Here is a 21,671-nt window from a genome sequence, read left to right as displayed (position 1 = left end):
GAAACCTGGGTTTTACGTACGTGCTTGGTGACTCCGTGCCCGGGCAACGGCACGATTAAACAGCAAAGAACCGCAGAGCTGATGAACTTCAGCCCTGCGGTTCTTTTAGATTTGAACAATATTATCAGCTCTCCAGCGCTTGCTTCAATTCTTCTGGAGAAGCATTCCACCAGTCCTCATTATGAGCTATAAGCAGCTTCTTCAATGCTGCTTTCTCTTCTGCTCCCAGCCCATCCAGCATGATCCGGCGCTTCATTGCATAATCCATCTTGTTCACATGATCGGCGAGAATCTTCCAGCCCCGTCTCGCTTCCGTATCAATCCACATTTCGCATGCGGTGGCGCCTGCATACAGCTGCCCTTCCGGAGTACGGTCCACTGCCACCCATACGAGCCACACCTGGCGGCCGTTCGGCACATCTGCCTTATCCGCAGAGAATTTAATCCCCCGCTCCACTTTGCTCTTCGCATGCATGGCGCCAATATCAATCTTCGCCTCTCCAGCATCAATAATGACAGGAGATAAGTTGTTCAGATCAATGGATCCTGCACCAAATCCTTTATGCTTGCTCTTACTGCTTACAATATTCAAGGCAATTTGTTTCTTGCCGCTTTGACCGTTTTGTTCCATTGATTATGGCCTCCAAAAGTTGATACCAATATTTTAACTAATATTTGTCCCGTTGCAAACATATACATGCCTTAGATGCTTGTCAACGGGAGGTATATAATGTATGACCCCAGTTCGCGCGAAAGTTATTCTATCTTCTATTATTGCTGTCTGTGTCCTTGGCGGCACACTGCTGCTCAGTCTAAGCGGCTCCCCGGATGCTCTACCTGCTCTCGCACCAAATACGGCCAAGCCTGGGGCTAATCCAGCACCTGCACCGGTACAGGAAAGCGTTCAAACTCCTCGAGCTGAAGTGCTGAGCGACCGCATTGTCGAATATCACATTGACGTGCAGCTGACCGAAGAGAACACTTTAAAAGGCACCTCCATCATGACCTGGACTCATCCGGGAACCAAAACCGTAAATGAATTATATTTTCATCTATATCCCAATGCTTTCTCCTCTGATCAGACAACCTTTATGAAGGAGTCCGGCGGAAAGCTTCGAGGTGATGTTATGCCGAAGGACGGCTATGGCTCCATGAAGCTTACCGAGATCAAAACGATAGAAGGATTGTCCCTATTACACCGCATTCAGTATGTTCAGCCGGACGATGGCAATATGAACGACCGCAGTCTTGTGAAGGTTCGTCTGCCCAAGCCTGTCAAAGGAGGCGAAAGCATTACATTGAACATAGCCTTTGAAGTCGAGCTGCCTAAAATTTTTGCCCGGATGGGTACAGCAGATGAATTTGTCATGGCAGGTCAGTGGTTTCCTAAAATAAGTGTCTACGAGCCTGCTGGCAGACGTAATCGGACAACCGAAGGATGGAACCTCCACCAATATCACGGGAACTCAGAATTCTATTCCGACTTCGGAATTTACAGTGTACGGATAAAGGTCCCCGAAGATTATATCGTGGCTGCAACCGGATTCCCGACCAAGCCTTATACGAAGCAGGATGGCCAGAGGGTTTACCAGTTCTATGCTGATGATGTTCATGATTTTGCCTGGGCGGCTTCACCGAACTTTATCGTAGCTGAGGAGCCATTCTCCTCACCAAATGTTCCGGGAGTACGCATTAAGCTGTATCTTGATCCGGCTCATGCGGATCTGAAGGATCGCTATTTTTACGCAGCCAAATCTGCACTTTCTAATTACAGCGACTGGTACGGAAGGTACCCTTACTCTACCCTGTCCATCGTTGTTCCTCCTATAGAAGCGAATGGCGCGGGAGGAATGGAATATCCGACACTGATTACTGCCTTTGGCGCGGATGACACCTCTCCTGGTTATGAGCTCGAGAGAACCGTCATTCACGAGATTGGCCATCAATATTTCTATGGCATGATCGCGAGCAATGAATTTGAAGAAGCTTGGCTGGATGAAGCATTCACCTCCTATGCAGAAGATCGCCTAATGGAACAGGAATATGGTCTAACTCCCAATCTGCCGCTGCAATCTGCATCGATGAGCTCGCCTGCTCCACTTACACAGGAAGCCTGGAAGTATGACTCTCATAATCACTATGCAGAGAATGTATACACAAGAGGCAAACTCGTCCTCCTGGGTATAGAACAGCAGGTTGGTACCAAGAAGATGGATCAGATTATGGCTACCTATGCAGCCAAGTATCGGTTCAAGCATCCGACGACTGCTCAATTCCAAAAGGTTGTAGAGCAGGTTACCCGCAGATCGTGGGACACCTATTTTGACCAATATATTTATGGCAGCCAAATGGCTGATTTCTCCGTAGATTCCATCGCCATCAAGGAACAGGGGACATCCGAGGAGCCAAGCTATATTTCCTCGATCAGAGTGGCGAAGAATGCAGGCGATTACTCAGAGATTCCTATCGTATTTACTTTTGCAGACGGGCATATGATTCGCAAGGTATGGGACGGTAAAGGTGGAGAAATCATCTACAACCTGACTTACAAATCTCCGCTGGATTGGGCAATGGTTGATCCTGAGTACTCCATCACACTTGAGAACAAGCATATGAACAACTACTTAAAAGCTGAAGGAGATGAAGTATTGGAGACCCGGTTTAATATCAGTATTACCAAAGTGTTGGAGCTCTTGCTCGGAAGTCTGTCATGGTGAGGTGTATAGTGGATGAAATCTTATCTCTCCGAAGGTTTTAAGTTAGTGAAGCGTCATTTTCTAATCGTCATCTTCTTGTTTCTGTACCAGCTGCTATGGGGTGTTCTTCTGTACAAAGTCGTGTCCTCTGCGGTCATCCCCTTGCTTATGCGCTATCCAGATCCCCCTCCTCATGAGCTCAGCCAGATCTTGTTCTGGTTAGAGGGGCAGATCAGCTTGAGCACCAGCTCCACAGTCCATGAATATGTATGGCTGCTTGTCCTCATGTTCATTTTAAGGATGCTCATTACTCCACTGATTCGGGCGGGTCTGTTCCACAGCCTTCATGAAGAGTCAAGCACCAAAGGCTTCTCCTTTTTTCGAGGGACACTTAAGCACTGGAAAAAGACATCGTTACTCTATCTCATTGAGATCATATTGCTGCTGCTGCCTGCCTACTGGATCCTTCCAAAGGTGCTCCCCATTCTCATGAATGCAGTCTACAATCAGAATCTTCTTCTGCAGGCGGCTCCTTACGTCATCTTATGGATCGTTTATGCCTACATCATCAAGCAGCTGCTCCTATATGTCCAGTTTGGACTGACAGGCAATCGAAGCGGCCTTGGTGCTGTATGGATCTGCCTCCGTCATGCACTTCCTGTCACTGGAGTTGCCCTGACACTTAGCACACTTGCCATTCTGCTGTTCAGTGCTTTCACGGCCGTATCTCTCATATGGACAGGACTTTTAGCCCTGATTCTTCAGCAGTCTTATCATCTCGTTCGATCACTCATCAATGTATGGAAGATTAGTTCTCAATTCAGTATTTGGCGATCCAATAGCGAAGATGCCTGAATTTATTGTCTCAATTAATATCCTACCTCTCTTGTCCAAACCGCACTCCAGCGCGAATACAACGCTTTCATAGCAGAAATTAAGTCCGACTGCTTAACGTCAAAAAAGTTCACAAGTCTCGCTCTTTTCCTAGAGTGAGGCTTGTTTTTTGTAATATTTTATCTAAAAAACGATTGCCAAATTTACACAATCTCTGTTACAATAGGCCCAGAACTTCTAGTAACAACTTTGTAATAATTGTTGTAACTTTTACTAACTAACTAAGTACATAGTCTTACAAGAGTGAGCGACTTTCACAGGTGCACATCATTAGAACAGCCAAATTCCTGGCATCTGGGAAGCGGGGGAACCACTTTTATGGGTGAATTGATCTCGCAACGTAAGTGATCATAGGGGAACCTTCTACCGAATCCTTAAGCTAACCTCGCAGGCATTGGAAGGGGATTATTTTTTCTTGAAAAAGTCACTAACTGCTGCAGCACTGAGTCTTGCTATTGCATTCTCCATCGGAACAGGAAGTGCATTCGCCGATTCCAAAATGGACAAGGTCATTGATAACGCTAAGGGAACCGAATATAAATATGGCGGTACGACTTTAAACGGATTTGATTGCTCTGGTTTTACCATGTATGTATTTGATAAACTCGGCATCGATCTGCCTCATCAATCTGGTTCTCAATACAAAATGGGCAAGTCTGTATCCCGTTCTGAGATGAGACCTGGCGACCTTGTATTTTTTAACACAAGCGGAAATGGTGTATCCCATGTCGGCATCTTCGTAGGTGACGGTAAATTTGCACATGCTTCCTCCTCCAAAGGAGTTATTATCAGCAAGCTGGACGAGAGCTACTATGAGAAACGTTACATTGGTGCAAAACGTATCATGAGTACGGAAGAATACGAAACTGCTGCATTAGATTAAGCAACATTGTGCTGGAACGACCCTATAGCTCGAAGATTAGATTACTAAATAGTAATCCATCTTCGGGCTTTTTATATTATATTAGGGATGACTATTGGATGAGGGATGGCAAAGGAGACGATGACATGACGCAGAAAGGAACGACCTTTCATGCCCTTCCTATGAGTGAAGAGCATGCAGCTGAGATCTGCACTTGGCAGTACGAACCTCCTTATAACATATACGGCTGGCTGCCCTGGGAGCAGATGAAGGCACTTGAGATTGAATTCGGCGACCCTAAGCTCCGAGATACACAGTATTTATCCATTGTAAATGATACTGGTGAGCTATATGGCTTCGCACAATTATTTCCTCTAGCCGGTGTGACCCGGCTTGGTCTAGGCTTGAGACCTGACCTGTGTGGGCAGGGGTTAGGGGCTCCCTTTGTAAGCACCATTGTACAGGAGGCTGCTTCCCGGCAGCCGCAGAATGAGATTGATCTTGAAGTTCTCACCTGGAATAAAAGAGCGATCCGCACTTATGAAAAAGCGGGATTTACCATTCATGATACCTATGAGCGTCTTACACCGGAGGGTCCTAAGTTGTTCTTCTGTATGGTGTATACCGGAGTAAAACTCAAATAGACATGATTGTCTCTCCTAACTTTTGTTTAAATATTTACCATAAAATACTATGAAGCAGGTTCATGATCCTTTATAATAAATGAAGGATTGTACATAGTAGGAGGACACAACGAATGAAGAAATGGATCATGAGTGGGTTATTTTTCTTCGCTTGCGCTTTTGCCCTCGTGTTAATGTTTACGGTTCCAGGAAGAGAACATGTGGCTGAAGAGGAACAGCCTCCGGCAATGCCCGAGGTAACGCTAGACGCTGCGGCTGCTGAGGAGAAGGCGAAGGCAAGCTGTATTACTTGTCACGGTAACCAACTGGAAGGCGGTATGGGACCGTCACTGCAAACCATTGGTGCAGAGCATGATGCCAATAAGCTGTACCAGATTATTAGTGAAGGCACAAGCGGCGGGATGCCGGCGTTTGAAGGTCAGCTCACAGAAGAAGAGATTGCGAACCTTGCTTTGTGGCTGGCCGAGAAGAAGTAGAATCATATAACTTAAATAAAACACGCCTGCAAGAGTTTGTATCTGTCATCAGAACGCACTCCTACAGGCGTGTTTTGTTAATTCCATTGCAGCTTAATTTTGCATCATTCTATCGTAAGCTTCATTATATTGTTGTGCTTCTTTAATATCGATCGCTGTTATTCCTCCATCATCCCATGAAGTGAGCCGCAGTGTGACCACTTTATGATCGATGGTGATAAAAGGGTGATGATTGAATGCTTCGGATATTAATCCGACTTCATCAACAAAGGCAATCCCCTTCATGAAGCTGGTAAACGTGAACTTACGGACAATCCAGCGCCCCTCTTCGTATTCCCAGCCCTCAAGTTTATCTAGATGAGCTTCTACTTCCTCTTGTGTAAAGACCATCGCTTCAATCTAACCTCCTTGATAAGACGTACTTACATTCAGCAGACCCGGTGCCTCACGTAAATACAGGCACTGCAATAAATGCAGTAAAAGAATGCTAAGCATATCAGCAAGCTTAGGTGCAATTCTATCTCTATATTTACTGATATCTTACAATAAGGAACCGTTTGCTATCTGGTAAACGGCTTATCGTGTTCCATCTTATCATGTAAGCGATCCTAATTCCAGCGCCCCATTAGCCCTAAATCAGGGTTACAAAGTCCAGTTCATCCTCGCCTATCAATATATTCAGACGATGATTTTCCTTATCGTGAATCACGACCCCACTTCCAACCGTGATCATGGATTCGCTTCCCAGCGCGTAGAACAAATCTTCTGCAAGCGCTTCATCCACCTCGCGTCGGTCTGCGGCTCCAAGCCGCTCCCAGTCCTCTTCTTCCATCTCGAAGAAAGTATATCGATCCGGAATTTTTGCAATAGCCTTTATCAAATCTTCTAATATGTCGCTATACTCACGTCCATGTTTTACGCCCATATGTGTGTTCACTCCATTTTTAGTATCGTGTTTCTATTATACCGGAAAATTAACCCTTCACAAAAATGAATAACGTGTCGATAAATATTATAAATCAAAGGGATATCTTGAAAGGATTCAGATTAAATCTCATGGATGAGGTGTATGATGGAAATTTCAACAATTATTGGACTGATACTAGGGTTAGTGTCCCTAGTTGTAGGTATGATCTTTAAGGGTGCACCACTTATTAATTTGGTGAACAACCCTGCAGCTTACCTGATTATTTTCGGTGGTACGATAGCTACCATTTTTATGGCCTTCCCCATGTCAGAGGTCAAAAAAATACCCAAGCTGTTTAAGATTGTCTTCATGAAGCAGAAGATGATTGATAAGGTATCACTGATCAGCATGTTCTCGGAGTGGGCATCCATTACACGTCGCGAAGGACTCCTCGCACTCGAGGCAAAAGTAGACGAAATTGACGATAATTTCCTGCGCAGCGGGATGCGTATGATTATAGACGGCAATGATCAGGAATTTGTCAGTGACGTCTTGATGGAGGACATTCACGCAACAGAGGAACGACACAAGACAGGTGCATTGATCTTTTCTCAAATGGGTATGTATGCTCCTACGCTTGGTGTTCTTGGCGCGGTTGTCGGTCTTATCGCCGCCCTTGGCGATCTGAGTGATATGGACAAGCTGGCTCATGCCATCGCTGCTGCCTTTATTGCGACCCTGTTAGGTATATTTACAGGATATGTGCTCTGGCACCCTATTGCGAATAAGCTCAAGCGTATTTCCAAAAAAGAAGCCGAGCTTAAATTAATGATGGTCGAAGGTCTGTTGTCCATCCAATCCGGTGTATCCACCATTGCGATCAATCAGAAGTTGTCCGTATTCCTGACCCCGAGCGAACGTGCAGAGCTTGCAAGCAAGGAGGGAAGTACAGGTGAAAAAGACTAAGAAAAGACATGAAGAGCATGAAGAGCATGTAGACGAAAGCTGGCTGCTGCCCTACTCTGACCTCATGACATTGCTTCTTGCCTTGTTTATCACTTTGTTCTCCATGAGCTCCATTGACGCTCAGAAGTTTGAACAAATGGCGAGTGCTCTAAGCAGTGCACTTAATGGCGGTACAGGCGTTCTGGATAACAAGTCTGCCTTCCCCACCGATCCCAGCATGGACTTAGGCAATGAATCGACTCCGCCCAAAAATCCGGAGACTTCTCAAGAGGCTCAGCTCGCGAAGCAAGAGCAGGAAGAGCTGGAGAAGCTGAAGAAGCAGCTCGATCAATATATAAGCAAGAATGGTCTCACTGATCAGCTGGATACCAAGCTCAATCAATCACAGCTTATGATCACCATCGCGGACAATGCTGTCTTTGCTTCAGGGCAAGCGATAGTGAAGCCCGAGGCAAGAGTTCTAGCTAAGAATATATCCCGCATGCTTCAGCAATTTCCTGACTATGATGTCATTGTTACCGGTCACACGGATAATATGCCTATCAACAATGCACAATACAATGACAACTGGGATCTTAGCAGCGACCGGGCATTAAATTTCTTGAAAATTATGCTGCTGAACACGAATTTGGATCCTTCGAAATTTACACCTAGCGGTTATGGTGAATATCACCCTGTCGCTTCTAATGATACACCAGAAGGGCGAGCCCAGAATCGACGTGTCGAAATTTCAATTATTCGAAAATACACAGGCAGCTCTAACACGATGAGTGTGGAGTAATTAATCAACCGAACAGCGAATAGGTCAAATAAATGAGAAAGCCTCCACTCTTGATGGAGGCTTTCTTATATGGTCATTGCTCATACTTGTTTAGAACAGCTTGTAATTCAATAGCTTCCCTAACTCCGATTTCTCCTGCTCGCTTAATTCTCTCCAGGTACCTGTCGCCTGCGACCCGAGATGAATGTTCATGATTCGAATTCTCTTCAGTTTACGCACTTCATATCCAAACGCACTGCACATCCGCCGGATTTGCCGATTCTTTCCTTCCGTCAGAATGATGCGAAAGGTCTTCTCGGAGATGCGAGTCACCGTACAAGACAGTGTTCTCTCACCTAGAATCTTCACACCGCTGGACATTCCTCTCAGGAAAGACTCTGTCACCGGCCTGTTCACAGTCACGATATATTCCTTCTCATGCTTTCCTTCAGCGCGCAGAATTTTATTCACGATGTCTCCATCATTCGTCATTAAGATCAGACCCTCTGAATCCTTGTCCAACCGTCCAATAGGAAAAATGCGTTCTTTATGACCTACAAAATCGACGATATTCCCTTCAATGTGCTGCTCTGTTGTACTAGTAATGCCGACAGGCTTGTTTAATGCAATATATACGGTGTTGCCTTTGGCACGCAGCGGCTTCCCATCAACCAGCACTTCGTCCCCTTCCTCTGCCTGACTGCCCAGCACAGCCACAACTCCGTTAATTGTTACTTTACCGCTGTCTACCAGCTTGTCTGCCTCTCTTCGGGAACAATAACCCGTCTCACTAATAAATTTATTAATTCGCATTGATTCACTCACCTAACATTAAAAATCTGGATACTTACATGACAACATCAGAAAGGTCGGTATCACCATCTTCGACCTCGGGTAAAAGAATCGTTACCGTTGTTCCTTTGCCCTTCTCACTTTCAATTTCCATCGTGCCTTTATGAGCCTGAATTAGTCGCTGACAGACCATAAGTCCGAGTCCGGTTCCTGTTTCCTTATTCGTAAAGAACGGCTCCCCAAGCTTATGCATAATTTCCTCCGGAATCCCGATGCCTTGGTCCGTTATTTGAATTCTAATCTGCTCATCCGGAGTCTTGGAGATCGCAATACGAATGGTTCCTCCATTCGGCATAGCTTCCATTCCATTTTTTAATATATTGATGAACACCTGCTTTAATTGATTCTCTCCGCAATGCACAATCGATGGTCCTTCTGCCTCAATATCGAATTCAATGCCGTGCATATGAGCCTGGCTGTCGAGCAGAGAAATGACATCTCCCATAATAAACCGGATGTCCTTCTGCTGGAAATTAACCGCCTGAGGCTTAGCCAATATGAGGAACTCACCGACAATCAAATTAATCCGATCCAGCTCTGACAGCATAAGGTCAATATGCCTCGGATTCAGCTTCTTGGTCTGCTGCTGCAGCTGAATGAAGCCACGAAGTGTTGTCAGGGGATTACGAATTTCATGGGCTACACCTGCTGCCAGCTGTCCAACGGTCGTCAGCTTCTCTGACCTGCGGAGCATTTCCTCCATCTGCTTGCGTCCCGTAATATCTCTGGAAATACTAATAAATCCGGTAATTCTGCCTTCGTTGTCCCTGATTGGTGCTGTGCTCACACTGACTTCAATTCTACTGCCATCCTTGGCTAAACGATAGGATTCGATATAAGGAACGGTTCGGCCCTCATGAAGCTTCTGTATCCGTTCCTTTTCTTCGACGATTAATTCATCAGGTACATTGGTCAGCGGTTTGCCGACAATCTCCTGACTAGTCCAGCCATATAATTGTTCAAAAGCCCGGTTTACCTGAATTACATTGCTGTTCTCATCTGTAATATGAATGGCATCTGCCGTCTGGTTAATAACCGATTCAAGATGCTCCTTCACTGCTCGATTTTCCTCATACATCTGCTTAAGACGATTCGTGTAATGACCGAGATTGCGAATCATCGCATTAATGCCGTTAGACAGCTGACCGAGCTCATCATGACGCTTCAGCTGCAATCCAATATTGAAGTGTCCGTCTGCCACCTCATTTACCTTAGAGAGTACAATTTGAATAGGTTTTGTATATGCAGAGGCCAATAAATAGCTGCCAAATATGACAATCTCCAATAACACGAGTGAAACGGCAATATGACTAACCAGCTGCTCTGTTATAACACCCTGGATCTCCTGATAATCAGTAATAATACTTATGATGTAAGAGCCGCCTTCTGGGTTCGGTATCGGAATCATATTCTTTAATACTTTCTTATTATCCACGTTCGCTACATAAGACACATTATTACCGGTTTCCATCGCTTTATGAATCGCTGTGCCATCTTCCTTGATCTGCCCATACTCATACGAGCCGAACATAATTGGCCGAGTCCCAAATTTATAGTTGAGCTCATCTGTCCCATCAGGTGCCATAGAGGGCTGTCCAAATGTGGACGGATTAATCCCTGCAATGGATAGAATGGATGGATTCACATCCTTTACCTTCTCAATCATTCCATCCGGACTTGAGAACACAACATAGTCTTCCACCTCAGACGCATTTAGAAAAGGGTTAATGATATAATTGCGTTCTCCGTCGTGATAATATCCCCAAATATTGATGTTATCCGGGTCAGAAGTAGCATATTCGAATCCATCGGACCAGTAGTGGTCATAGGTAATTCCCTGAGGTATTGTTACTTGATTGAAGGCAAACAGCTGTTTAAAAGCCTCGTACCAATAGGTCATTTTCTTGGTAGATAGGCCAATCTCATTCGGGTCAGAGGATTTACTCACAATGATATCGTCCTCTGTTTGAATCATGAGAGAAATATCGGTAACTCCGGTTTCTTCACTTAACTGTTCTAGCTGCTCTATCGTGACGTTCTTGATATCGGGATCTAATTGATTGGCTGCTATAATGGAAGCCAGCCATATGTTTTTGGATATCTGCTTCTTAATGGACTCCGTGCTATTCTGATTCTGCTCCACCGCAAGTGCAATTTGCTTGGCAGCCGAAACGGCCCGCTTCTCACTATCCTGCTGTAAATTCTCCTGGGTTGTGTAATAGCTTAATGCAATGTTGAGCCCGAGTATAATGAGTACCGAGAATGACATTACTAAAGATAATTTTATTTTAATGGACAAGACTTCAGCTCACCTCTTGGCTCATATCCTGGCGAAATGTGACTTTATTTACTACTTCTTAGGACTTTATGTATTTATAAAACCATCATACCTTTAAGTGGTCTATTTGAAAAGGAATCTGATTCGTAACTATGCAGTAATTTATAGGAATTTTCTCTTTATTGATTTGATATATCCTGAGGTTAAATCTACAATTAATTAAATAGGCTCGAAACGCGATATGAAAAATAATACACATATTTGTGCACAAATCCACAGGCCTTTGGATAATATGTGTACAAACTTGTTAGCAACTACAAGGTTATCCACAGAGTTATGCACAACATGTTAACAATCGAATATTTGTTCGTTGGATAATTGGAATAAGGAAAGGCAGGAACCGCATAAATGAACGAATTTCAGTCCCAAATCGGTAAAGACGAGGATTTTTTATTCACAGATGAGTATTGGATGAGAGAAGCCATAAGTGAGGCAATAAAGGCAGAGGCATTAGGTGAAGTGCCTATTGGAGCGATTGTAGTTAAAGACAATGAGATCATTGGCCGGGGATACAATCTTAGAGAGCTTCAATACGATGCGACAGCACATGCTGAGATCATTGCCATTAAACAAGCAAGCGAGCATTTGAAAGCATGGAGATTGCTCGACTGTAAACTCTATGTCACGCTCGAACCATGCCCTATGTGCGCGGGTGCCATCGTACAATCTAGAATCCCTCATGTTGTGTATGGAACAACGGATCCGAAGGCCGGCTGCGCTGGTACGCTCATGAATTTGCTTCAGGAATCTCGATTTAATCATCAGACCGAGATTACAAGTGGAGTGTTACAGGAGGAATGTGCTGCGCTGCTTACGTCCTTCTTTAGAAAGCTTCGCCGAAAGCCACGTACGGAGGGTGAATAACAGGTGGATACAATTCTTCGAGATACACAACACGGAATCTATATCAGGCCTTATGCAATAGAAGATACGGAAGCGTTACAGGCTATGTATATGGCTAGCAGAGAGCATCACGCCCCCTTTGAACCCATTAGAGGAGATGAATTTTACACTCTGGAATCCTTGCGAAACAGAATCCGATCCAGGCAGCAGGAAGCGGAGCAGGACCAGGGCTACTATTTTGGAGTTTTTGAGGAAAATACCGATAAGCTGATTGGACAGGTCAGTCTCACCAATATCGCACGTGGAGTGGCTCAGTATGCAGATTTAGGTTATTTTACGCATATAGATTACATGGGTAAAGGCTATATGAGCGCCGCGGTTAAGCTGATCCTCTTATTTGCCTTCCGTTCACTTGAGCTTCACCGGATACAGGCATCCATTCTTCTTCACAATAAGGCGTCCCGCCGAGTCCTGGAGAAGAACGGCTTTGTAGCAGAGGGCATTGCCCGGGGATATCTGCTGATTGCTGGCCGCTGGCAGGATCACCAGATCTATTCTTTGTTAAATCCCAACGATGGACTTGACTAATGCCCCAATGAACTGCATGACCATCTGAGCAGCGCTAAAATCCATAATAAAAAACCCGTCGAGCTGACGGGTTTCCTTGTGTATAAAACCGATGAATCTCAATCGGATCATCATTTATAATAGCAATTTCATTATAACAATTCGGGATTAATAGCTGTAGTAAGACTCGTTCAATATCTCTTCGAACTCTTCCATGGTTACTACATCATCTCCCGCAGGAATACCAATGACGAATTCAGGCGTTTCGTTAATTTTGGAATAATGATTTGTGCCTGTCAGCGCAAGGTTAATAACCTCTTTTGTGTCGGGATCGTTGATCACGATATCCACAATTGCTTCTTGGTACGCAGGGATATTATCTTTATTAATCGCTGTATTGATGTTAAATGTGTTGATCGTCAGATAATTCTTCAGCTCTTCCAGATCTGCTGCCATTTGGCTTTGATCTGTAGCTGTAAGAGCTTCCTTCGCTTCTGCAATATCCTCATCTGTCAGCTGGAGCATCTCTTTGTATTCATCCTTGCTGATGATATCGAGTACTTTAGGCAGCGCGTTGTTTACCAAGACGGTAATGGCTTCCTTCACATTATCATTAGTAATCGCAAATTGTACGATTTGTTTGGCGTCTACATCCTCAGGAAGTGTAACTGCATCCGCCTCCAGGTTCTTGAAATACGTTTCCTGGTCGTATTCTGCAAGGACTGCCTCGCTAATCTCATTCGTCAGCGCCTGGGATTTAGCAACATCCATCGCTTCTGGATTCCACTCAACGCCTTCTTCCTCAGCAAGCTTCTTCATATCCAGCTCAATGTATTTACCAATTAGTGTTTCTGGCATTGGAAGCATAGGGATGTTCGGTACCTTAACGTATACCTTCTCCGTAGTCACAACCATTGGGATGTTATAGGTCATCTCCATGTCGCCCTTGATTGCAATGCCTAGTGTAAACTCTGCTTGCATCGGATCGTTCTGGAACACCCCATCAACCGTAAGCTCTGCATCCTTCAACATGGACATAATCATTGCCATATCATCGGAATTTTCTGCAGAGCTAAAGCTTAAGTTGTCAATTTTCACTTTGCTTGTCATTTCGTAAGAGGTCATTTCTGCCGCTTGTGTCGCCGCACTTTGTACCGCCTCTTTCGGTTCTTGCTTGGTTCCGCAGCCTGCCAGAATTAACACCATAGACAGCATTAATGCAAACAAGCCTTTCGTGAATCCTTTTCTCATTTGTTGTTTTTCCCCTTTCCAAAGCCACCATTTCCATAATCACACCATAACATAATAAACCATTAGCTCATAAGTATAAACACTTTTGGTCAATTTTGGTTCTATAGATTTATAAAAATCTAATTTAGTTAATTTCGTCTTTTTTCGACACCGTTTTATAAGCGTTTTCAAATTAAGGGTTACGACGATTTCTCTTGGCACCATGCGGATTTTCATCATTATGCAAAATAAAAAAGGCTCTGCTTTAAAAGCATGGCCTTTTCACAAAAATGCATTTATTATTACTCACTTACAAGCTACAAGCTATCCATAACTATCCTTCCGGATTGTTATGGTCCACATGATTGCGGTTCTTCACCTTTTTGGAGCCAGACAACGGCGCGGGACCCGAAGCATGATCACGCTTCTCTTTGCCTCCTTGTGAAGTCTGTGCTTCAGGGACAGGAACTGCTCTTGGCTTACCCATTCGTGAATTCCTCCTAAGGATTGGTTAGCTGCTGTACCGCTTGGGCACATTCATGGATATGACGAGTGTAATCCTGCGTCATCTGCTGTATTGCATCGGTGCGTTCATCAATATGAAGCCCGTCTTTTTCTACATCAATGAGATCTACCTTCACTTCACGGTTGTCCACATACGCACAGCGAAAATCAAATGAGTACAATTGACGTCCTGCCGCATCAATATGAATACGAATTGCTTGCTGATCCGCCTCATCGGCATGCACCTGAGCTTGATCTCCCTGATTCAGGATGACAGGCAGTCTTTCTTGCCAGGCATGAACAAGCTGATTTTGATCAATATCAAAACTTTGGCTCATTTATATTAGCACCTCCACACCTTATAAAGTGCGAAATACAGCTGCTTTTTATGCATTGCCCGTGTCATGAACCGATATAAAAACAAAAAAGCCATCTCTATAATAGAGAATGGCTTGATTATGTTATGTATGGCGGAGAGGATGGGATTCGAACCCATGTGGGCTTGCACCCTAACGGTTTTCAAGACCGCCCCGTTATGACCGCTTCGGTACCTCTCCAGGATAAAATAATGCTTTATTTGGCGTTACATTTATATAACGCGTAACAAAAATTATTTTATCACAGCTAGTACACAATTGCAAGTTGTTATTTATAATTTATATCCTAATCAGCAATATAGAAGACATCATCTTTACTTCTTAGATGTAATTTTCTCTACTCCACCCATATATGGAACGAGTACTTTTGGAATGATGACACTTCCATCTTCCTGCTGATAATTCTCCAGAATAGCCGCTACCGTTCTGCCTACCGCTAGTCCAGATCCGTTCAGTGTATGCAAAAATTCAGGCTTGGCCTTTGCTTCTCTGCGGAAACGAATATTTGCCCGTCTAGCTTGGAAATCCTCACAGTTAGAGCAAGAGGAGATCTCGCGGTACATCCCGCTCTCAGGCAGCCATACTTCAAGGTCATACGTCTTCGCTGACGTAAAGCCCATATCTGCCGTACAGAGCGCCATAACGCGATAAGGGAGCTCCAGAAGCTGTAGAACACGTTCTGCGTTGCGGGTCATCTCTTCGAGTTCTTCATAAGAGTTCTCAGGCAGCGAGAATTTCAGCATCTCTACTTTGTTGAATTGGTGCTGTCTGATCAGACCTCTTGTGTCACGCCCTGCCGATCCGGCTTCAGAACGGAAGCAGGAGCTGTAAGCAACAAATTTCTGAGGCAGTTCTTCTGCAGGAATAATTTCCTCGCGGTGATAGTTCGTTACCGGTACTTCTGCAGTTGGAATCAAGTAATACTCGGTATCCTTGATCTTGAACAGGTCCTCTTCGAATTTGGGCAGCTGCCCTGTACCATACAGACTATCCTGATTAACAATCATCGGAGGCAGAATCTCTTCATAACCATGATGATTACTATGAAGGTCCATCATGAAGTTAATCAATGCCCGCTCAAGACGTGCACCTAGACCTTTGTAGAAAGTAAATCTAGAGCCTGTTACTTTAGCAGCAGCTTCAAAATCAAGTATTCCCAGCTCCCCAGCCACATCCCAGTGCGCTTTCGGTGCGAAGCTGAACTCTCTTGCTTCAGACCAGCGGCGAACCTCAACATTGTCATCCTCAGAAGCACCTATTGGAACACTCTCATGAGGCAGGTTTGGAATTGCCATCGTCATATCATTGATATCGGATTCAAGCGTACGAATCTCTTCATCCATTTGCTTAATACGATCAGATACTTCGCGCATCTCCAGAATCAGCTCTTCTGCATCTTCTTTGTTCTTCTTACGCTTAGCCACTTCACCGGATACCGTATTCCGTCGATTCTTTAGGTGTTCCACCTCTTGCAGCAATTCGCGGCGACGCAGATCCAGTTTAGGGAATTCTGCAATAAGCTCCACTGATTTACCTCGGTTTTGAAGTGCTTGCTCTACTCGACCGAAGTCATTTCGTAATATTTTAACATCTAACACGAATAATCCCTCCTACGAAAACAACCTTGTCTGAAAAATAGCAAAAGCTTCTCCCGCATAGCTTATACAAGCCTGTGGGAGAAGTGTCCGTGCCTTACCCGGGCAAGATCGTTCAAAGTACACTTATCTCAAACGTTGCAGGCTGCCCTCTACCATCTGCACAAAATACTGATGTAATCGGTAATCATCCGTGAGCTCCGGATGGAAGGAGCATGCGAGCAAATGCCCTTGACGGGCTGTCACGATTTCATCTTGATACGTAGATAGAACCGTAACCTCATCTCCAATAGATTGAATGAGCGGAGCACGAATAAACACTGCACGTACCGTCTCTTCGATGCCAACCATCTGCAAGTCAGTCTCAAAGCTCTCACGCTGACGGCCAAAAGCATTTCTTGAAACCGTCATGTTCATCAGTCCGAGATGTGGTTCTTCACCGCCGGCAATCCGCTCAGCAAGCACAATCATACCAGCACAAGTGCCGAATATAGGCTTACCAGCAGCGGAAAAATGCCGAATTGCATCAATGAAGTTATACTTCCTCATCAGCTTACCGATGGTTGTACTCTCTCCACCAGGAATAATCAAACCATCTATTTCGTTTAATTGCTCCACCTTCTTAACAGAGACGCCTACACCACCAGCAAGCTCTACGCTTCGAATATGCTCAGCTACTGCACCTTGTAGCGCCAATACACCAATCTTCATCTCGGTTTCCCTTCTCTCTTACCATTCGCGATCGGATATACGTTCTGCTAGATATTTCAATCCCTTTCATAGGCGCACCGACTGCACGAATGTCTGAACTACCGCTCAAGAGCCATAACCGCAGTTGCACCTGATGAACTTTACCTGCTCTGCGTTTATGACGCCCATGATAACGCCGCCTTCTTGCATTTATGCCATGCCTCTTTTAACACGAGATGTTCTTTGTTTCCATATCCTTTTTTAGGCCCCCATAATATGCAACAGTTCTTCCACATAGGTCCCTATAAATAAGGTGTGTATACTTCGAAAAACATATTATATTTATCGACCATAAAATAGAATTCTAACTTGATATTTTACCTTAAACAACCTTATTATACAACAATTTTACTGGAATTGATGTTATAACCGATGATCACCTGGCCGTGAAAATGAACGTAGTGCATCTTGCTCTCATTGCCTGTCTAATTGTCATTATCTCCGCTGTGCACGATTTTATTTGACTTAAGTGATTTGGCTTGAGGTACCATCACTTAGAACAAATTTTTGATACTGTCGAACATATCACCGAAGAAGTCACCAATTGCACGGAACATTAGACTGAACCAGCCGGCTTTTTCTACAGGCCCTGAGGTTACCAGATTTACTGTTTGTACCTGTTCACTTGCCATTCCTTCAATTTTGTAAGTGTACGTGATCGTGCCTGCTTTGGCTCCAGCCTCTACAGGTGCAGTTAGTCCTTCTCCTTCAAAGCTTGTCTCAAAAGTTGGTGTCGGATTCTCTGTCCCTTTAGGTACGAGGAAATTCACTGCCTGTTCCGTTACGACTGGTGCTTCTTTCTCCTTACCTTTTAGCACTGGAGCTGTTTCTGCACCTGGAACGACGCTCTTGGCAGCTACGACCTGCTTCACCTCAAAATTATCGAAGCCGTAATCAAGCACCTTCTTCGTTTCAGTAAACCGGCTAGATTGTGAATCAGCACCCATAACGACACTAATCAGGCGCATCCCATCTCGTTCAGCCGTACCCGTAAAATTGTTGCCTGCTCTTGCCGTATGTCCTGTCTTTAATCCATCCAGACCCTCGTAAGCAAACTGCTTGAAGTTCGTAATGTCTTTGTTCGATTCAAGCATCCAGTTCCAGTTCACCATCGGCTCTTGATCCGTTTCGCGGAATTTTAGAGATGGAATCGCTGTATATTTCGCAAAATCGGGATGGTCAGTAATGATGTATTTAGCCAATATTGCTGCATCCATTGCTGACATCGTAATTTCCTGATCTTCAGCTGGACGGAATTCCTCAGGCATATCTGCACGGTCAAGGCCCGTCGAGTTGATGAAATGGGTTTTCGTTAATCCCATCCGCTTGGCTTCTTCATTCATGAGCTTAACAAACTCTTGTTCAGAGCCAGCGACATGCTCTGCAAGCGCCACGGTTGCGTCATTAGCTGATCCTACAGCCATCGCTATGTACAGCTCTTCTACTGTATGCGTGTCCCCTTCTGCCAGGAAGATCCGTGAGCCCTCACTGCTGGCTGCGTTTTTCTTGACCGTAACTTCTGTATCCCACGAAAGCTCCCCTTGTTTGACCTTCTCAGCTACAATGTACTCCGTCATCATCTTGGTCATACTCGCAGGTGCCAAAGCCTCGTCCGCATTGACAGATAGAAGCACCTCTCCTGTAGTTGGCTCCAACAATACTGCTGCCTTCACGTTAAGATTAACCGAGTCTGGAGACGGAACCTTAGCTGTTGCTGCTGTTGTTGCCGCAGTCGTTTCAGCTGTCGTATCTGTATTTGTTGTCGTTGCTGTGGCTACCGGAACGGAAGCTCCAAACACAGCTGCTGGAAGCACCGCCATGGAGAGCATGTTTATGACCATAACCGTAGCAATCCTCTTCTTCATTTTCGCCTTCTTTCCCTTAGTGGAATGCTCTAATAATTGGTTGTATTTCTTCAATGGAATAAATCCTCCTCTAATTTCTCAATCAATGTTGTGCAAAACCCAATGAAACAATCTAGTTACTTCGTATGCATGAATGCAATCGTGCCGAGATTAAGAATCTATATTCTATAACGCAGTCATCCCAAGCCACAGGAGATGCATTGAATGGTAGGCAGATTTATCACACTGTTGAAATGAGTTTAAAATAAGAGTTTCAACAGCGATTCATATAGCAGAACAAGCACTGTTTCATTTTAACACACGATATTGTGCAAAAAAAGACAGGTCAGGTTAATTTCAACCTGCCTGTCTATATTCATAAGATTCTATATGATGAAGAAATCATCCGTATAGAAAATTATATTCTACAAAGCGTAGTTAGGCGCTTCCTTCGTAATTTGTACGTCATGCGGATGGCTCTCGCGCAAGCCTGCATTCGTGATCCGAATGAACTGCGTGTCGTTACGAAGCTGATCCAGATTTTCTGTTCCGCAATAACCCATACCTGCACGAAGACCACCCATAAGCTGATGAACCGTGTCGCTTAGTGGACCTTTGTAAGCTACGCGTCCCTCAATTCCTTCCGGTACAAGCTTCTTGCTCTGATCATTATCTTGGAAGTAACGGTCTGCACTACCTTTCTTCATAGCGCTGATCGAGCCCATACCCCGATATCCTTTGAAACGACGGCCTTGGTAAATTTCAAACTCACCAGGGCTTTCTTCCGTACCTGCAAACAAGCTTCCCAGCATAACAGCATGGGCTCCAGCAGCAAGTGCCTTCGTAATTTCTCCGGAGTACTTAATACCTCCATCTGCAATGATAGGAACGTTATATTCTCGTGCAACAGAAGCACAATCGTATATCGCAGTAACTTGAGGTACGCCGATACCCGCTACGACACGAGTCGTACAAATCGAACCTGGACCAATACCGACCTTAACAACAGATGCGCCGGCTTCGATAAGCTCACGAGTCGCTTCGCCTGTCGCCACGTTACCTGCAATGATCGTCAGTTCCGGGTATAGACCACGTAGTTTGCGAACTGCATCAATAATGTTTTTGCTGTGTCCATGTGCTGAATCGATGGAGATCAAGTCTACTCCGGCCTTAACCAGAGCTTCTGTACGCTCGTACAGATCTTGAGAGATACCAACCGCTGCACCCACCACAAGACGTCCTTGTGCATCTTTGGCTGCGTGAGGGAACTGGATTGCTTTTTCAATATCTTTGATCGTAATAAGCCCTTTGAGTGTATTCGTTTCATCAACCAAAGGAAGTTTCTCAATTTTATGCTTTTGCAGGATCTCTTCAGCCTGATCCAAAGTTGTACCCACCGGTGCAGTAACCAAGTTCTCGCTTGTCATTACTTCGGAGATTTTGATGTTGTAATCATGGATGAAACGCAAATCGCGGTTAGTAAGGATACCAACAAGCTTCTGCTGATCATCCACGATAGGAACACCAGAGATACGATATTTAGCCATAACTCCTTCGGCATCGGATACCAAATGATCTCTAGTCAATGAAAAAGGATTTGTAATGACGCCACTCTCGGAACGCTTAACACGATCCACTTCCTCTGCTTGCTGCTCTGCTGTCATATTCTTATGAATAATACCAATACCGCCTTCTCTTGCGATGGCAATAGCCAAAGGAGCTTCTGTAACAGTGTCCATTGCAGCACTAATGAGTGGAATATTAAGCTTGATATTCTCGCTCAAACGAACCGATACATCAACTTGTTTAGGCAAAACCTCAGATTTACGAGGCACCAACAATACATCATCAAACGTTAAACCTTCTTTACCGAACTTATCTTCCCACACCAGGATGTTCCTCCTTTATTTATATAGCCTTAAAGATCCGAAAATCAGCCCCATTTGAGAACTTTCGACCGTTTTCTGAAAATATATTATTGCCATCTTAGCAAAGGCCCATTTGGACTGTCAAGGAAAAGTAACCTGCTATGAAAGAGTGTATTGCACTAGAAAAACAAGTGTATCTGACATGCGGACAAAACCTAATTTAATCCAGTACTGACACTCTTACTTCGAAGAATTGTATTTCAATGAACTTACACCATCTATGATATAGAATGCATCTTTTTCAAGTAATTTATCGCTAAAAAAATAAAAAAACCACCGTCGTAATCGACAGTGGTTCTTTGCTTGGCGACGTCCTACTCTCCCAGGACCCTGCGGTCCAAGTACCATCGGCGCTGGAGGGCTTAACGGTCGTGTTCGGGATGGGTACGTGTGGAACCCCTCCGCTATCGCCACCAAACATGATTTTTGCGCTGTGATATCTTCGGCGAATCATCACCAGCAAAATATCAATCCTTAAAAAGGACATGCAGCTTCAAATCTTTACAAGGATTTACTCCCTGAAAACTAGATACGAAACAATGTGCGATGTTAGAATCTTTGTTTACCCGGTTTTGTTCCGGGCCCCGAGAAAGTATTCGGATTCACCTTCGAAGCATTCGCTTCACTTTCTTGGGTAT

Annotated in this window: 21 protein-coding genes, 1 tRNA gene, 1 rRNA gene and 1 riboswitch; of the genes, 9 read left to right on the top strand and 14 right to left on the bottom strand. The window is 44.5% G+C overall.

All coding sequences use genetic code 11. The annotated features are described in order from the left end of the window. Positions 1-124: 124 nt before the first annotated feature. Positions 125-631, bottom strand: a complete 507-nt coding sequence (locus BLW49_RS27375) for a YwhD family protein (protein ID WP_076315739.1) — start codon at positions 629-631, stop codon at positions 125-127. 103 nt (positions 632-734) lie between these two features. Here BLW49_RS27375 and BLW49_RS27370 point away from each other — a divergent pair, with 103 nt between their 5' ends. The 5 genes from BLW49_RS27370 to BLW49_RS27350 all read left to right on the top strand — a co-directional run bounded on the left by BLW49_RS27370 (position 735) and on the right by BLW49_RS27350 (position 5,572). After that, positions 735-2,717 carry a M1 family metallopeptidase gene (locus tag BLW49_RS27370; RefSeq protein ID WP_090728077.1) on the top strand — a complete coding sequence of 661 codons (1,983 nt, stop codon included), beginning with the start codon at positions 735-737 and terminating at the stop codon, positions 2,715-2,717. Between the two features lie 12 nt (positions 2,718-2,729). Continuing rightward, entirely contained in the window at positions 2,730-3,551 is an 822-nt protein-coding gene (locus BLW49_RS27365; protein WP_076315741.1) for a hypothetical protein, read from the top strand. Positions 3,552-3,857: 306 nt separating this feature from the next. Continuing rightward, a riboswitch (cyclic di-AMP (ydaO/yuaA leader) is annotated at positions 3,858-3,999 on the top strand. 6 nt (positions 4,000-4,005) lie between these two features. Further along, positions 4,006-4,473 carry a C40 family peptidase gene (locus BLW49_RS27360; protein WP_076315742.1) on the top strand — a complete coding sequence of 156 codons (468 nt, stop codon included), beginning with the start codon at positions 4,006-4,008 and terminating at the stop codon, positions 4,471-4,473. Positions 4,474-4,598: 125 nt separating this feature from the next. Then, positions 4,599-5,096: a GNAT family N-acetyltransferase gene (locus BLW49_RS27355; RefSeq protein WP_076315755.1), complete on the top strand. Its 498-nt coding sequence runs from the start codon at positions 4,599-4,601 to the stop codon at positions 5,094-5,096. Between the two features lie 113 nt (positions 5,097-5,209). Continuing rightward, positions 5,210-5,572 carry a c-type cytochrome gene (locus BLW49_RS27350; protein WP_047914349.1) on the top strand — a complete coding sequence of 121 codons (363 nt, stop codon included), beginning with the start codon at positions 5,210-5,212 and terminating at the stop codon, positions 5,570-5,572. Positions 5,573-5,665: 93 nt separating this feature from the next. On the opposite strand, the gene BLW49_RS27345 is transcribed toward BLW49_RS27350, so the two are convergent. Both BLW49_RS27345 and BLW49_RS27340 read right to left on the bottom strand, forming a co-directional pair. Then, positions 5,666-5,962 carry a 4a-hydroxytetrahydrobiopterin dehydratase gene (locus BLW49_RS27345; protein ID WP_047914350.1) on the bottom strand — a complete coding sequence of 99 codons (297 nt, stop codon included), beginning with the start codon at positions 5,960-5,962 and terminating at the stop codon, positions 5,666-5,668. A gap of 241 nt (positions 5,963-6,203) precedes the next feature. Continuing rightward, positions 6,204-6,497, bottom strand: a complete 294-nt coding sequence (locus BLW49_RS27340) for a hypothetical protein (protein WP_076315743.1) — start codon at positions 6,495-6,497, stop codon at positions 6,204-6,206. A 147-nt stretch (positions 6,498-6,644) separates the two neighbouring features. Here BLW49_RS27340 and motA point away from each other — a divergent pair, with 147 nt between their 5' ends. Together motA and motB are read left to right on the top strand one after the other, a co-directional pair. Beyond that, positions 6,645-7,445: a flagellar motor stator protein MotA gene (motA, locus tag BLW49_RS27335; RefSeq protein ID WP_090728075.1), complete on the top strand. Its 801-nt coding sequence runs from the start codon at positions 6,645-6,647 to the stop codon at positions 7,443-7,445. Continuing rightward, positions 7,432-8,226 (top strand): flagellar motor protein MotB, encoded by a 795-nt coding sequence (gene motB / locus BLW49_RS27330; protein ID WP_076315744.1) that lies wholly within the window; start codon positions 7,432-7,434, stop codon positions 8,224-8,226. Before motA ends, motB begins: the two co-directional genes overlap by 14 nt. A gap of 90 nt (positions 8,227-8,316) precedes the next feature. Here the strand turns inward: motB and BLW49_RS27325 are convergent, their stop codons facing one another. Both BLW49_RS27325 and BLW49_RS27320 read right to left on the bottom strand, forming a co-directional pair. Continuing rightward, complete coding sequence (locus tag BLW49_RS27325; RefSeq protein WP_090728073.1) at positions 8,317-9,018, bottom strand: pseudouridine synthase; 702 nt, start codon at positions 9,016-9,018, stop codon at positions 8,317-8,319. Positions 9,019-9,052: 34 nt separating this feature from the next. Then, a complete protein-coding gene (locus tag BLW49_RS27320) occupies positions 9,053-11,356 on the bottom strand; it encodes a PAS domain S-box protein (RefSeq protein ID WP_076315746.1) in 2,304 nt (767 codons plus the stop codon). 387 nt (positions 11,357-11,743) lie between these two features. Here BLW49_RS27320 and tadA point away from each other — a divergent pair, with 387 nt between their 5' ends. Together tadA and BLW49_RS27310 are read left to right on the top strand one after the other, a co-directional pair. After that, positions 11,744-12,259 carry a tRNA adenosine(34) deaminase TadA gene (gene tadA, locus BLW49_RS27315; RefSeq protein ID WP_090728072.1) on the top strand — a complete coding sequence of 172 codons (516 nt, stop codon included), beginning with the start codon at positions 11,744-11,746 and terminating at the stop codon, positions 12,257-12,259. Between the two features lie 3 nt (positions 12,260-12,262). Then, entirely contained in the window at positions 12,263-12,826 is a 564-nt protein-coding gene (locus tag BLW49_RS27310) for a GNAT family N-acetyltransferase (protein WP_090728070.1), read from the top strand. A gap of 147 nt (positions 12,827-12,973) precedes the next feature. Here the strand turns inward: BLW49_RS27310 and BLW49_RS27305 are convergent, their stop codons facing one another. The 9 genes from BLW49_RS27305 to rrf all read right to left on the bottom strand — a co-directional run bounded on the left by BLW49_RS27305 (position 12,974) and on the right by rrf (position 21,451). After that, positions 12,974-14,056 (bottom strand): hypothetical protein, encoded by a 1,083-nt coding sequence (locus tag BLW49_RS27305; RefSeq protein ID WP_076315748.1) that lies wholly within the window; start codon positions 14,054-14,056, stop codon positions 12,974-12,976. A gap of 313 nt (positions 14,057-14,369) precedes the next feature. After that, positions 14,370-14,522: a small acid-soluble spore protein P gene (locus BLW49_RS27300; protein WP_047914358.1), complete on the bottom strand. Its 153-nt coding sequence runs from the start codon at positions 14,520-14,522 to the stop codon at positions 14,370-14,372. Between the two features lie 13 nt (positions 14,523-14,535). Beyond that, entirely contained in the window at positions 14,536-14,877 is a 342-nt protein-coding gene (locus BLW49_RS27295) for a hypothetical protein (protein ID WP_076315749.1), read from the bottom strand. 130 nt (positions 14,878-15,007) lie between these two features. Next, positions 15,008-15,096 (bottom strand) — tRNA-Ser (locus BLW49_RS27290). A gap of 134 nt (positions 15,097-15,230) precedes the next feature. Continuing rightward, positions 15,231-16,514 carry a serine--tRNA ligase gene (gene serS, locus BLW49_RS27285; protein ID WP_076315750.1) on the bottom strand — a complete coding sequence of 428 codons (1,284 nt, stop codon included), beginning with the start codon at positions 16,512-16,514 and terminating at the stop codon, positions 15,231-15,233. A gap of 123 nt (positions 16,515-16,637) precedes the next feature. Further along, positions 16,638-17,222, bottom strand: a complete 585-nt coding sequence (gene pdxT, locus BLW49_RS27280) for a pyridoxal 5'-phosphate synthase glutaminase subunit PdxT (RefSeq protein ID WP_076315751.1) — start codon at positions 17,220-17,222, stop codon at positions 16,638-16,640. A 533-nt stretch (positions 17,223-17,755) separates the two neighbouring features. Next, positions 17,756-19,180 (bottom strand): D-alanyl-D-alanine carboxypeptidase family protein, encoded by a 1,425-nt coding sequence (locus BLW49_RS27275; protein WP_371264633.1) that lies wholly within the window; start codon positions 19,178-19,180, stop codon positions 17,756-17,758. 350 nt (positions 19,181-19,530) lie between these two features. Beyond that, positions 19,531-20,994, bottom strand: a complete 1,464-nt coding sequence (gene guaB / locus BLW49_RS27270; RefSeq protein WP_076315752.1) for an IMP dehydrogenase — start codon at positions 20,992-20,994, stop codon at positions 19,531-19,533. Between the two features lie 340 nt (positions 20,995-21,334). Then, positions 21,335-21,451: ribosomal RNA gene (gene rrf, locus BLW49_RS27265) — 5S ribosomal RNA — on the bottom strand. Positions 21,452-21,671 lie beyond the last annotated feature (220 nt).

Source organism: Paenibacillus sp. PDC88 (genome assembly GCF_900106725.1).
In the GTDB taxonomy this organism is placed as follows: Bacteria; Bacillota; Bacilli; order Paenibacillales; family Paenibacillaceae; genus Paenibacillus; species Paenibacillus shunpengii.
This window is presented reverse-complemented; position numbering and strand designations above follow the sequence as displayed.

What these genes read in the sequence shown, in the direction of transcription:
- BLW49_RS27375 (WP_076315739.1), bottom strand. Translation starts at nt 631, where the DNA reads ATGGAACAAAACGGTCAAAGCGGCAAGAAACAAATTGCCTTGAATATT.
- BLW49_RS27370 (WP_090728077.1), top strand. Translation starts at nt 735, where the DNA reads ATGACCCCAGTTCGCGCGAAAGTTATTCTATCTTCTATTATTGCTGTC.
- BLW49_RS27365 (WP_076315741.1), top strand. Translation starts at nt 2,730, where the DNA reads ATGAAATCTTATCTCTCCGAAGGTTTTAAGTTAGTGAAGCGTCATTTT.
- BLW49_RS27355 (WP_076315755.1), top strand. Translation starts at nt 4,599, where the DNA reads ATGACGCAGAAAGGAACGACCTTTCATGCCCTTCCTATGAGTGAAGAG.
- BLW49_RS27350 (WP_047914349.1), top strand. Translation starts at nt 5,210, where the DNA reads ATGAAGAAATGGATCATGAGTGGGTTATTTTTCTTCGCTTGCGCTTTT.
- BLW49_RS27345 (WP_047914350.1), bottom strand. Translation starts at nt 5,962, where the DNA reads ATGGTCTTTACACAAGAGGAAGTAGAAGCTCATCTAGATAAACTTGAG.
- BLW49_RS27340 (WP_076315743.1), bottom strand. Translation starts at nt 6,497, where the DNA reads ATGGGCGTAAAACATGGACGTGAGTATAGCGACATATTAGAAGATTTG.
- motA (WP_090728075.1), top strand. Translation starts at nt 6,645, where the DNA reads ATGGAAATTTCAACAATTATTGGACTGATACTAGGGTTAGTGTCCCTA.
- BLW49_RS27325 (WP_090728073.1), bottom strand. Translation starts at nt 9,018, where the DNA reads ATGCGAATTAATAAATTTATTAGTGAGACGGGTTATTGTTCCCGAAGA.
- tadA (WP_090728072.1), top strand. Translation starts at nt 11,744, where the DNA reads ATGAACGAATTTCAGTCCCAAATCGGTAAAGACGAGGATTTTTTATTC.
- BLW49_RS27305 (WP_076315748.1), bottom strand. Translation starts at nt 14,056, where the DNA reads ATGAGAAAAGGATTCACGAAAGGCTTGTTTGCATTAATGCTGTCTATG.
- BLW49_RS27300 (WP_047914358.1), bottom strand. Translation starts at nt 14,522, where the DNA reads ATGGGTAAGCCAAGAGCAGTTCCTGTCCCTGAAGCACAGACTTCACAA.
- BLW49_RS27295 (WP_076315749.1), bottom strand. Translation starts at nt 14,877, where the DNA reads ATGAGCCAAAGTTTTGATATTGATCAAAATCAGCTTGTTCATGCCTGG.
- pdxT (WP_076315751.1), bottom strand. Translation starts at nt 17,222, where the DNA reads ATGAAGATTGGTGTATTGGCGCTACAAGGTGCAGTAGCTGAGCATATT.